9 protein-coding genes and 1 pseudogene are annotated in these 12393 nt (G+C 64.1%); 3 read left to right on the top strand and 7 right to left on the bottom strand.

Going from position 1 to position 12393, the window contains the following annotated elements:
- Window positions 1-22: 22 nt before the first annotated feature.
- From HMPREF9440_RS04255 to HMPREF9440_RS10470, 7 genes and pseudogenes are all read right to left on the bottom strand, one after another.
- Window positions 23-784, bottom strand: a complete 762-nt coding sequence (locus tag HMPREF9440_RS04255; RefSeq protein WP_008541829.1) for a hypothetical protein — start codon at window positions 782-784, stop codon at window positions 23-25.
- A 112-nt stretch (window positions 785-896) separates the two neighbouring features.
- A complete protein-coding gene (locus HMPREF9440_RS04250; protein WP_008541828.1) occupies window positions 897-1460 on the bottom strand; it encodes a hypothetical protein in 564 nt (187 codons plus the stop codon).
- Between the two features lie 834 nt (window positions 1461-2294).
- Window positions 2295-3248, bottom strand: a complete 954-nt coding sequence (locus HMPREF9440_RS04245; RefSeq protein ID WP_008541826.1) for a DMT family transporter — start codon at window positions 3246-3248, stop codon at window positions 2295-2297.
- 560 nt (window positions 3249-3808) lie between these two features.
- Window positions 3809-5230: a hypothetical protein gene (locus HMPREF9440_RS04240; RefSeq protein ID WP_187364783.1), complete on the bottom strand. Its 1422-nt coding sequence runs from the start codon at window positions 5228-5230 to the stop codon at window positions 3809-3811.
- Between the two features lie 304 nt (window positions 5231-5534).
- Complete coding sequence (locus tag HMPREF9440_RS11885) at window positions 5535-5795, bottom strand: hypothetical protein (protein WP_008541821.1); 261 nt, start codon at window positions 5793-5795, stop codon at window positions 5535-5537.
- Window positions 5796-5809: 14 nt separating this feature from the next.
- A pseudogene (locus HMPREF9440_RS12410) lies at window positions 5810-5959 on the bottom strand (hypothetical protein); the annotation flags it as partial.
- A gap of 165 nt (window positions 5960-6124) precedes the next feature.
- The gene (locus HMPREF9440_RS10470) at window positions 6125-6631 is read right to left on the bottom strand and encodes a pyridoxamine 5'-phosphate oxidase family protein (RefSeq protein ID WP_050816102.1); all 507 of its coding nucleotides are present in this window, start codon (window positions 6629-6631) and stop codon (window positions 6125-6127) included.
- Between the two features lie 1076 nt (window positions 6632-7707).
- On the opposite strand from HMPREF9440_RS10470, the gene HMPREF9440_RS04225 reads away from it, so the two are divergent.
- The 3 genes from HMPREF9440_RS04225 to nrfD are packed head-to-tail and all read left to right on the top strand — an operon-like array spanning window position 7708 to window position 11811.
- Entirely contained in the window at window positions 7708-10326 is a 2619-nt protein-coding gene (locus HMPREF9440_RS04225; protein ID WP_087943818.1) for a molybdopterin-containing oxidoreductase family protein, read from the top strand.
- A gap of 10 nt (window positions 10327-10336) precedes the next feature.
- Window positions 10337-10924, top strand: coding sequence for a 4Fe-4S dicluster domain-containing protein (locus tag HMPREF9440_RS04220; RefSeq protein ID WP_008541813.1), 588 nt, complete (start codon window positions 10337-10339; stop codon window positions 10922-10924).
- Entirely contained in the window at window positions 10921-11811 is an 891-nt protein-coding gene (nrfD, locus tag HMPREF9440_RS04215) for an NrfD/PsrC family molybdoenzyme membrane anchor subunit (RefSeq protein WP_008541812.1), read from the top strand. Before HMPREF9440_RS04220 ends, nrfD begins: the two co-directional genes overlap by 4 nt.
- The last annotated feature ends 582 nt before the right edge of the window (window positions 11812-12393 follow it).

The raw sequence follows: 12393 nt of genomic DNA, 5'->3' as shown, positions 1-12393 counted from the left end.
GAGTGTCAAATCGGCGGGAAGTTCAGGTCTTTTGGTCGACGTGAAAGGCCAGATGCTGTGCGCCGCCGAAACTCTCGGTGATGACGGGCGAGCTCAGATCGAAGGTGTTTCCCTTGAAGTTCTTCATCGGGAGGCCGCCGCTCGCGCCCCAAAGGTTGGCGAGCGACAGGGTGGAGCCGTCCACCTCGGTCACGTTCTTCCCGATGACCAAATGGTTGTTCTCGGCCGTCCAGTCGTAGAGATTCGGCATCCCGTCGCGGACGGCGAAGATGTTCTGAGCCCCGAGCTTCGTGTCGTGGATTTCGATCCGGTTTTCTTCGAAGCGAAGTTTCGTCGTGTCGACCTTCGCCTTGTCGTGGTCGTAGTACCGGGCCGCGATCAGGCCCCCGCCCGGGATGGTCGAGCCGCGAATTTCGATGACGTTCCGATTGGCTCCTTCGAGAGGCGGCTGCTTCGTGACGTCGCGCTCCGAGAAGGACGAAATGTAGGCATCGACCGTGGCGCCCACGATAAGACCGACCCGCTTGGTATCTCCGGTGAAGTTCGTATTGATGATCGAGATCTTGTTGTCGTTTGCGGTCTTGCGGGAGCGCGCGCCGAAGATCGCCATCACGCCCTTGGCGTCGGGCTTGGTGGTCTTGAGATCGATCTCGACGTTCTCGAACTTGATGTCGTTTTTCTCTGAAGCCGTCCCGAATCGGTCCCCGTAGACCAGGAAGGGCTTCGCGTCGAGGTCGACGTTGAGGTGCGAGTTCTGCACGGTGTTCGTGTTCTCGCTCGACATATCCCCTGGTCGCCTTCGTCCTGCCCGCCGAAGAAACCGTAGTCGGTCGAGTAGTGGGTGTGAACCAGATTGAGCGTCGAGTGGTCGATCAACACCGAGTTCTTCTTGCTGATCACCGAACCTTGTCGCCGGGATTCGGCACGTTCCCGATGTAGAGGCCGCCCACAGAGGACGTGTCGATGATGGAGTTGCGGATTTCGATGCGGTTCCCCGTCGCATCCGTCGGGTTCGTGCGGTTTCTGTTCGACGCTGTGAGGTAGATGTACCCGCCGAAGATCCCGGTGCCGCGGGCGTCCTGGGCCTTCTTGATGTGGGCGTTCTCAATCTCGACCATGTTCCCCGACATCACGGAGTCGACGCGGTTCGTGTTGCTCGCGATGTTGTAGGTGCCGCCGACAATGAGCCCCGTCGCAAGAGCACCGGTGTTCCCGGGCGTTTTGTCGTCTTTGAGTGTCCCCTTGACGGCGACCAGGTTGTTGCTGATTGCGCCGCCCGATGCGGAACCGCCGGCAACCTCACCCCCGAACGAGTAGAGCATCGACTCTTTTTTGTACGAGACCGTCGTGGTCACGCCCTCGCGCAGGTTGATGTAGAGCTTGTTCCCATTGATCGTCGCGTTGTAGGTCGGGTCGGTCCTCGTCCCCTGAACCTTCGTGAACGCCTGACCGCCTAGCATCACGCTGACGGCCGTGTCCGCCTCAAAGTCGGCGATGACGGTGAGATCATGTTCTTCACCCGCCTTCGTCTTCCAGATGCCGACGGACTTGTCGACATTCGCCGGCCCCAGCCCTGACCGGAGAGGTGGAGCTTGGTGAGCTCACCTTCCTTCGTCATCCGGACGCAGTTGCCGTTCGCCCCCTCGGGACAGCTCTCCGGAATGGTCACCGCAGCCTGCGCCGCGCCGGTCAACGCCACCGTCACGGCGACGGTGAGGGCCTTCATCCTGAGGCTCCAGTCATGAGCCTCTCTCTTCATTCGCTTTTGAAGCATCGTGGTCTTTCGCTTCGGCACGTGGCGTGCCCGATCGGGTGAGTCGTCGTACGCCGGGCGAGCAGGGGAGAACGGGGCTCGTGGCGCAAATCTTCAGACCGGGGCGAACCCCGGCCGCACCCGTCGTTCTATCACGCGGATTTGTCGAAGAAACGACCGTTTTCCTTCTTTAAAAATCCCTGGTATGCAGCGTGTTCTGTGAACATGACTAGCGTGCGTCCGTGAAAAACGCCGTGAAGGCATCGTTGAGCGCCCGTCTTCCACCCGCATAGGTTTACCGCGGATCAGCCGTCCGTTGCGTGTCGTAAAAGAGGCTTTGATGTGTCGGACAAAATGACGTCACCCGACCTGAACAGTACCCGGGTCGAAACCATAACGAAACCGCTGTCGGATTGCCGCAAGCCGTGCCCGATTTCGAAAAATTCAGAGGGCTTCCCGCCTTTTCTGAACCCGATGCCAGGGCAAAAAACCGTGCACCGGAAACCGGATACCGGAAACAGGCCGGCTTCACCTCACCCGATCAGCCGGTCCCCTTGATCAGGGCCGCGCCCGCAATCACGGCCGCAAGCCCCAGGGCCTTCACCCAGTTGATCGCCGCCCGACGCGCACCGAGGAGACCGAAGTGGTCGACCAGGACCCCGCCCAACGTCATGCCGAGAAGAAACACGATCACGGTCGTGCCGGTCCCGAGGACGCCCGTGATGATGACGTTCGAGAAGACGTAGATCGCGCCTGAGATGCCGCCCCCGATCCAAGACCACCAGGGCACGGCGTCGCCCTTGGGTGCGGAGCCCTTCAAAAGCCCCAACGCGAGAACGATCGAAGCGAGGATCAGCACGCCCCCGCCGAAGGACACGATGGCGGAGAAGAGCGGCGACTCGGCGTGCTGCCCGAGGTAGCCGTTCGCGGCCACCTGCACGGCGCCCGCCATCCCCATCGCGACGCCGAGAAGACGCCAGGGAAGAAGCGAGAGTGCCGAGGGGCGCTCCTCTTCATGGGCGAGGGACTGCGCCGGCAGCGCCTTCCCGCTCATTCTCGCGGCCGCCACCGTCACGACCCCGCCCAACACGAGCGCGGCGCCCGCGACGCGAAGGAGTGTGAGCGGGTTGACGTCGGAGCGCATCAGGCCGAAGTGGTCGATGAGAAGTCCCATCAGGATCTGCCCGAGGACAGGAAAGATGATCGTCTGAACGCTCCCGAGCCGCGTCATGAGGAGGATGTTCCCGACCAACCCGAACACCCCGCAGAGCCCGCCCGTGTACGCCCACCAGGGGGCGTCGAAGGCCGAAACGGCGAGCTTTTCCCAGGGAAGCCCCACCACAGGGATGGCGCAGAGGAGCAGCACCGTCGAGACGAAGAACGAGACGAGCGTCGCGGAAAACGGGGACCCCAACCGACGGCGCAGCATCGTGTTGATGCTCGTTTGTACGGGCATGGTGGCGCCCACCAGGATGCCGAGCAGGATGTGGAACATGGGTCGTCGGGGGAAGTCGTCGGGTACGGTGAGAAGAGACGGCCGGAAGAGGGCTCTCCGAGCCGTCCGGAAGATTCTCGCAGATTTTCCGAAGAGGCTGATTTCTTCTTCTCAGCCTTCTTCTTTCCCGATCTCACCGTAGGGCTTGGCCCTTCAACACGAAGCCGCCGCGGTGCGAACCGGCGGCGGCTTCCGTCGGAGACTGGCCCCCCTGGGTCAGCTGTACGACTGGATTGAAGATGGGAGGGGAACCCACAGATTCCCCCAATGACCAGCTCTGCGGGCTCCCTCCCATGCATTCTTCTTGATGGCTCAGAACCTCCACGACGACTGGATCATCGCGTTGACGCCGTTCTTCATGCCGGCGCAGCCGTTGACGCCCACGCCGAACTCGCGGGTCTTCTGCTCGTTCGGGTACTTCCACCCACTTCATAGAAGACCCAAAACAACCGTCATGGGGCACAAGCACCTGGAAACGTTTCCGGGACAACAAAAGAGGGCGAGGCCCGACACCCGGTCGAACCTCGCCCTTCATGCCCATAATGGATTGCTTTTCCCGATCAGTCCGCGAAAAGCCTGCGGCCCACGCGCGCCTCGCCACCGACCAACCGCTCGAAGACGCCGTACTCCTCGCCGCGATTTTGGGTGAGGAGCACCGTCAGCGGCTTCGCCTGAGTGACCCCCGCAAAGAGCCCCGAGACATCCGGATCCATGCCGGCCTCAACGCGGGAGCGCCAAAGGTCGTGGTCGACGATCACGACGCGGTCGTCAAAGAGCTCGGCCTCGTCACCACCTTCCCAAGCCGGAAGGACCCCATCTGCCGTCACGTGGAGCACGCAGCCACCGCCGACATCTCCGGCTTCCTCTGCGAAGGCCTTCAACTGCCCGAGCCAAGCACCTTCAGGCCCCGTCACCTCCAAAACCTTCGCCGGCTTCCCCACGGCCTTCGCGGACCAGAGCTTGAGCTCCTCCGCGCTGCGGGCGTCGCCAGTGAGGATGAGCGCCAGCTTCCCGGCGGCGGAAAGCTCAGCGAGGAGTTCGACGAGGAGCTTCCCCTTCGGGGTGTTGGGCGTTTTGGAAGGCGGAGGAGGGGCGTCGTCCATCGCACCGAAAAGCCCGCCATCGTCGAAGAGCGAGGCCTGAGCGGCCTTCGCCGGCTTCTTCGGTGCGGCTGCGCTGCGGATGCGCGTCCCGGGCGATGTGGTGAGTTCCGCAAACATCGGCACGAAGCCCGGCGTCTCGTCGGGATCGAGCCCCAAGGTCTGATGCGTCATCCAGGCCCAGTCCGCCCGGATGAGGCAGGACTTCGCCGCATCCATGAGAGCCGCCTCGAAGGCTTCCCCGTCGGCCTCGCGGCCCTCCGGGGTTTCGGAAAGCTTCGGGAGCTTCACCTTGGGGGCGACGGCCTTGAGCATTCTCACACCCACGTCCGCGGGCGCCCGCTCAAACCCGCCCGCCGTGTCGAGCGCGACAACGGGGATCCCGGAGAGGGCGAAAGGCATGACGTCGTCCCAGTCGGAAGCGTTCGCGGCGAGGCCGAGCGCGCCGTCGACGATGAGGATCTTCGGCTTCACCTCACGGCAGAGGAGTTCCGCGTCCTTCCAGAAGTCGGCGAACGGCACCACGATCACGGGCACACGGTTCACCCACTTCGCCGGCACCGCCTTGTGCACCGAGAAGGTGGCGTTCAAGGTCTTGAGGACGTGCCGCCAGTGTTGGACGAGCCCGGCGGGCGCCGCGATGATGACGATGCTGGCGTTGCGCTTGAGCACCTGCCGGTCAGCGGCCACCAACGCCGCCGTCCGGGCACCCGTCCCCGGCGCGGCGGAAACGATCGAGCCTTCGCGCTTACGGAGGTTCTTGAGCACTCCGTCCGCCAAAGTTTCGAGCGTCTTCGTCGGGAAGATCCGGTAGGGTGCCGCCTCGGGCGCCTCAACGTCTTCGCCCGGAAGGACCCCGAAGTCGCCGTCCGTGAGTCCCACCTCAAATTTGATCCGGATCTTAAGGTCGTCCGACGACGGGGTTTCGCGGCGGAGTGTGCCCCTCGCGTCTTCGCCGTCGTCGCGGTCTTCTTCGGCATCGTCTTCAGGACCGTCTTCGGGGCTTTGAGCTTCTTCACCATCTCGTTTTCTTCTCGTGTTCTTCGTTCGTTCTTCAGCAGTGCGCCGCGGCGTCGTCGGCACGTTTCGCAGGACCGTGTCCGCAGGCTCTCCATCCGTGGGGACGCATCAGGGCGCATCCGAGCACATCAGGGCGCTCCGGGCATTCCGGGCGCCCCCGCCGTCATCAGTCGAAGAGCCTCGCGTAGGGTTCCAGCTGATCTTTCTTCAGGAGCTTCCTCGGAACCTCCAGACGCTCCGACCAGTCGTTCCCGCCCTGAATCCGCCTCGCGGCGTCCATCGGCATTTCGTCGGGGCGGATCGTGAATTCGTCGTAGTCGCCCATGGTGAGGGGCACGACCTCCCAGAAGGCGGGGGCGCGCAGCGACGGCAGGAACCGTTCGGCGAAGCGGCCCGCGTTGTCGTTCTTCTCGAAGGTCTTCTCCATCTCCAAAGGGCTTCATAGTCCGCGATGAGGCGTTCGGGTGCTTCGACGGCCTCTCTCAAGACGCCCAACAACGGGGCGTTGAGGTCGTTGAGATGGAAGAGGCCGGTCTTCTGCGCTTTCGCTGCCGCGATGGTGACGGCGGCCATGCCGGCGAAGGGTTCGATGAGCCGCTCGAAGCGCTCGGCATGTCCTGAAGGATCCGGGGCGCCAAAAGACGCTTCGAGCCCTGGTATTGGGCGATGCAGGGGCCGCCAACAAGAAGAGCCCCGTCAGGGGCTCCGTCTCAAGGCACCAATAAGAGTGGATGAAGAGGCCTGAGACGCGCGGACTCACGCCTTCGGCGCTCGGCGCTTCCCCGAAATCCGCTCGGGCTCGATCGCCCAGACCTCCACCGCGTCCGCCATCGACTCGATGTAGGCGCGCTTGTGCTCGTGCGGGCGCTCGCGCCCGCACACGTCCGCCAGCGCGAAGAGCGCCGCGGTCTTCTCCTCCGGGTCCGTCACCATCCGCGCCCGGCCGTCGACGATCACGCTGGCGTAGAAGAGCGAGTAGGGTTCCGCGTCCCAACCGCCCTCGACGACGAAGGTCAAACTGGCGAAGGGGTTTTCGGTCAAGTTGCTGCTCCGGCGCCCGCCCGCCGACGTCCCGTGCACGTAAAAGACGCCCTCGACGAACGCCACCGTCACGGGGACGCCGTAGGGACGGCCTTCGCCGTCCGCGGTCGCCATCACGGCGTTCGGGGTGCGGCGCAGGAGTTCCAAGGCTTCTTTCGGCGTCATTTCGCGATCGGCGCGGCGCATCGGGCGGCGGTGGTCGTGAGGGAGGTCTTCGAGCATGGCGGGGTCGAGGGTCTCAGTGAAACCCAAAAGAGAGTGGACGGAAGAAAAGGTGAAACCGGGGGAAACCAGGGAAAACCGGGACCGGCGGAGAAGAGGGCGGACTGGACGGACGGGTCGTACGCCAACCCCCGGGAACGCTTCTCCGCGTTCGGTTTTCAAGTTTATCGGATGGCGCCGCGACGTACATCCGCCCTGGCCGAACTCCAACTGCCGTGCCGACGAAGCCGAGGGTCGGCCGCCGTCCGGCCCCGTCCGGGCACGCACCCATCTTCCCGATCGGGAAGAGCGGCCCTCTTAAAGAGCAGCCCTCAACCCAACAACATTCGATCAACTTACCGAATGTCCGAATCTCTTTTCTAAACCCGGGACACCCGGTTCAGTATTGAGGAAGCGCTCACCCGGACAGTTCTTTTCAGCCCTTCAGACCGTTCAGCGGAATCACACGTTCCGTATTCCGGTTCCAATGAAACTGAACAAACAGCCGATTTAGCTCCCCTCTATCGGGCTCATAGATATTTAAAACCCGACCATATTTCTCAGATACTCAAGTCATCTCACTTTTCCGAACACGACAAATCCCCGAACTTCAGGGATTTATCCTCCTCCGGAAGAATTAGGGCTTTCTGCCTAAGGCATGCGTTTTCCCTGAACGGAATAGCGCTCCGGGCTTTTTTGTGGGTTTATCCCCCTATGGCGTACGGAAGTACTCCTTCAGGATGAGGCGATCACTTCCGGGACGGGCGTGCGGCGAAGGACGGGGACCCTGCGTTTCCGAACGACGCCGCCGACCAGCCCGGAGAGGAAGGCGTCGGCTCCCCGCCCGCCCGACCGTCCGGTTTCCACCCCGCACGGGCCCGGTCGGCGGGGAGTCCGTCCGCGGCACGCCCAGATTCTCTTGGCCCCACCATCGAATCGTCCGCGGCTTCTCTCCGGCAACGAGACCCGACGCCTGACCCCGGCAAGTGATTCCAAAACTCGGGCGGAGTCCGGCAGCCCCTTTCAGAAAGTACGTTGAAGCCTCACGGTTGAGCTTCACCAGCCGCCGCTTCGCCCCCCATGAGGAGAGAACCACCATGACGACCCAGAACACCGGCAAGTCCGGCCCGTCCGGTCAGAACGGTCAGCACGGCCTTCCGGTCCAGCGCCGCACGCTGATCGGCGCGGCCGGCGCCGCCGCCTTTGCGGCGTCGATGCCCTGGACCGCGCTTGAGGCCGAAGTCGCCCGCATGAAGGAGGAGGGTTGGGAAGCCCACCCCTGCGCCTGCAACATGTGCGGCGGCTACTGCGGCCTGTTGGCGATGCACAAGAAGGGCGAAAAGCCGTCGCAGCAGACGGTCAAGATCATGCCCAACCCCACGCACCCGCAGCGCGGCTGCTGCGCGCGCGGCGCCTCCGCCATGTGGATGTGGAACCATCCGCTCCGCTTGAAGAAGCCCCTGAAGCGCGTCGGCGAAAAGGGCGAAGGGAAGTTCGAAGAGATTTCCTGGGACCAGGCGCTCGACGAAATCGCCGCGAAGGTGAAGGCGATCGTCGAGACCGACGGCGAGCGCGCCGTCGCGATGACGTCGCACAACTTCTCGGGCTTCCAGAAGTGGTTCGGGGGCGCTTTGGGCACCCCCAACGTCATCGGTCACAGCTCGACCTGCAATTCCGCGTCCATCATGGGCCGCCGCATGGTCTTCGGCAAAGGCTTCGACGGCGCCGGGAAGGTCGAACCCGACTACGCCCGCTGCCGGTATCTCTTGGCCGTCGGGCGCACCTTCAACTGTGCGATGGGCGTTTCCGCGGTCGTGGCGCGAGCCCGCGAAGATGGCGCCCGCGTCGTCTTCGTCGACCCGCGTCAGCCCGAGGGTGCACTCGGCAACTGCGAGTGGGTGCCCATCCGCCCGGGAACGGACACGCCGTTCCTCCTCTCGCTCATCAACGTCGCGATGGAGGAAAACCTCGCCGACCTCGCGTTCCTCGCGAAGTGGACGAACGCCCCGTACCTGGTCGAGAAGGCTTCGATGAAGCCCCTGACCGCGGCCGCCGCGGGCATCTCCGCCGAGGCCTCCGCCTACGTCGTCATGGACAAGGCGACGGCGAAGTTGGTTCCGATGGTCGTCACGAAGGACGAGAAGGGCTCCGTGACCGGGCTCAAGGACCCGGAAGGCGTCGACCCCGAACTCGAATACCAGGGCACCGTCGGCGGCGTCGAGGTAACGACCGCGTTCAATCTCTTCCGCGAGCTCGCGGCCCAGTGGTCGCCCGAGAAGGCCTCCGCCGAGACCGGCATCCCTGCGGACACCATTGTGCGCATAGCCCGCGAATTCTTCACGCAGGGCGGCGTCTGCGACGACGGGTGGTACTCGTCCAGGAATGGCAACGACTGCGAAGCCTACCAGCTCATGTCGATGATCAACCTCTTCACCGGGTCCCTGGACCGTGAGGGCGGCTTCGTCGTGACGCAGGGGGGCGGCCTCAAGATGCCGTCCGCTTCCGCCTCGGGCGGGAAGGGCAAGGGCCCCAAGGGCCAAACGTGGGAGACGACCAAAGAGAAGAGCCTCGACAAGCTGGTCTTCCCCGAGAGCTCCGGGACGTTCGCGTCGGTCTTCGAATCGGTCGTTGAGAAGAAGCCCTACCAAGTGAAGGCGATCTTCGTCACGGGCTCGACCATGTTCCACCGGGAAGCCAATTCCGACCGCATGGCGAAGGCCTTGAAGGCGACGGAACTTCTGGTCGTCCAGGAAATCCTCCCGCACGAAGTGATCGACTACGCGGACTACGTGCTCCCCTCGACCTTCTTCCTGGAGTGGCACGAGTACGCCGGCGTCAAGTGGGCGCTGGACGGCAACGTCCAGATCAACGACGCGGGCCTCAACCCGCCCGAAGGGTGCGAGGCGCGCCACGAGATCTGGCAGTTCTGCGAGATCCTTCGCCGTGCGTTCCCCGAGCGCGCCGCCGAGCGCCTGGGGTACGACAAGAAGATCGACACGGTCGAAGAGTGGAAGGCGTGGTTCGACGGCATGACGGACGCCGCCTGGAAGAAGTTCATCGACGGGAAGAACCAGGCGAAACCCGGAGAGGGCGACCGCATCGCCGCGGAGATCGCCGAGAAGGGCTGGGCCCGGACGGCCGTCAAGAAGTTCGGCCAGTACCCGTACGTCAAGCCCTTCGGGACGCCGACCGGCAAGCCCGAGATCCTGAGCTTCCTCTGCGCCGAGAAGGACTATCACGCGAAGCACGCCGAAAGCGGGCACGGGCTCTGCGCGCTTCCGGTCTACGAAGCGCCCAAGGCCTACGCGCAGCCGAAGCCCCGCTCGGACGAGTTCTATCTCGTCTCGGGCAAGGACAGCGCGTCTTCCTCCGGCGTCACGCTCTTCACCTGGCCGCAGAAGTTCCTCGGCGACCGCACCGTCTGGATGAACCCCGTCGACGCCGAGCGTCTCGGGATCGAGACGGGCGACATGGTCGAGCTTGAGGGTCTCGACACCGGCGTCAAGGGCCGCACCAAGGTGACGGTGACGAACCGCGTCATGCCCGGCGCGCTCTTCTCGCACGGGTTCTCGGGCGGGGTGCGCACCAAGAACCTACCCGACAACTACGCCTGGGTGAGGGAAGGGATCAACTCCCACTGGTTCGCGACCGGCTACGCCCAGCCCGTCGCCGGGAACCTCGCCAACAACAGTTCCGTGCGCGTGAAGCGCGTCTGAGGAGAGCGGAATGACTCAGAAATTTGAAAAGAAGCTCGCGCACCTCTTCGACGCCACGCAGTGCGTCGGGTGCTCGGCCTGCATCGTCGCGTGCGCGCAGACGAACTACCCCGAGATGCTGAACGACACCGTGGCCGGTTGGGACTGGCTGCCGTCGAACATCCGAAAAATCACGCTCCACCGCGCGAAGCGCCCGGTGCAGATCCTCGTGCAGTGTCAGCAGTGCGAGGACGCGCCCTGCGTCGCGACGTGCCCCTTCGGCGCCAACTACCACGACCCGAAGACGGGCCAGGTGAAGACCGATCCCTCACGCTGCGTCGGCTGCAACTACTGCGTCGCGTCCTGCCCCTACGACGTCCGTTGGTCGCACCCGGTGACGGGGCTGCCGATGAAGTGCATGGGTGAGGGCTGCGAGAAGCTCGTCGCCGCGGGCGAAAACCCCGCGTGCGTCCAAGCCTGTCCCGTGAACGCCCGCATGTTCGGGGACGTTCAGGATCCGGCGAGCCCGATCTCGCGTCACTTGGCCCGCGTCAAGTCTGAAAAGCTCCTCCCGCACAAGGGAACGAAACCCAACTTCTTCGTGGTGGTGTCCAAATGATCACGTATGAATTCATGGAATTGACCCCTCAGGCCGCCACGAGCCACTGGGGCTGGACGATCGCGTTCTTCCTCTGGTTCGTGGGGCTCGCCGGCATGAGCCTCACGATGAACCTGTGGCTCCGATCCCGCAGGATCCACCTCATCGCGACCGCCGCCGCGATCGTGGGGACGCTTTTGGTCGTCTCCCACTTGGGGCGGATGCTGAACCTCCCCTTCGCCGCGATCAACGCGCTCCTCTCCTGGAGCTTCAACTTCACGAGCTGGATGTTCATCGGGATCTGCATCCTGGCGGTGCTCTGCGTCGTGACCGTCATCCAGTCGTGGGGCATCTGGCAGGCCGGGAAGGCGGGTACGCCCTTGGGCGAATCCTGGGCGGAATCGAAGTGCCTCCTCATGTTCGACGCCGTTCTCGGCGTCGCCGCGACGGCGTACTCGGGCTTTCTTCTCACGCAGGCCGTGGGGGTCCCCTTCTGGACCTCGGGCGCGCTGCCGGTGCTCTGGATCTTCTCGGGGCTCGCCTGCGCGATGGGGCTCGCCGAGGTGATGGGCGCCGCCGGGAAGTTGGAAGGCGGCTCCCGCCCCTGGTTCCCTCAGGCCGCCAACATCATCCACCTCGGGGAAGCCTTCGTGCTCTTCTCGTTCGTGCACGTCGCGTTCCAGGGTTCGCCCGGCGCCGCGGCGGCCGCGCAGAACCTCTTGTCCGGCTCCGCTTCGGCGCTCTTCTGGGCGGGCGCCGTGGGTCTCGGGCTCGTCGTCCCGATGGTTCTTTCCTTCACCCACGGGAAGGGCGCGGTCATCGCGGGCGGCGTCTGCGCGATCCTTGGCGCCTTGGCGCTCCGCGCCTCGGTGCTCTTCGCGGGGACCTTCGACCCGATCATCTTCTGATCGGAGAGCGGTTGAACCGGCTCCATCGGCCGATCCTCTGATCGGCTGAAGAGGCCGACGACACAAAGCAGGGCCGCATCCTTCGGGGTGCGGCCTATGTCTTGTTCACGGTTCCCGATCGGGATGCGTGAAAGGTGAGGACATGACATGACATGACCCGATCTGACCCGGTCCGCTTCGGCCCGCACGGGCCCTGACCGCTCCATACACCACGACCACCATGAAAGGAAGAGGTCCCGCGCAGGAATTCCCCTACTCGATTCGCAGTACTCCCGTTTTCTACACTTCTCACCGGACGTGGACGAAGGTTTTCATACGGGCCCGACGACCGGCGCGCCGACCAACGCGCCGCTGTCGGTTCCGCACGGCCTTCGTCCTCCAACCCGTCCGTACGCATTCTCTGGATGAACATCAAGGAGGTTCCGTCAACCACCCCTCCTTAAAGGAGAGGCTTCGGCCTCTGGTTGACCAGCCTCAGTGATCCCTACGGGGAGAACTACGTTGCGGAACAGGTTCAAGACCCACCGTCGGATGCTTCCTCAGTCCGACGCTCTGGAAGCCTCGGGAGCAGACAAGCGCAGG

Origin of the sequence: Sutterella parvirubra YIT 11816 (genome assembly GCF_000250875.1) — a bacterium.
In the GTDB taxonomy this organism is placed as follows: domain Bacteria; phylum Pseudomonadota; class Gammaproteobacteria; order Burkholderiales; family Burkholderiaceae_F; genus Sutterella; species Sutterella parvirubra.
Note: the sequence above shows the minus strand (reverse complement) of the source record. Positions and strands in the feature narration are given on the sequence as shown.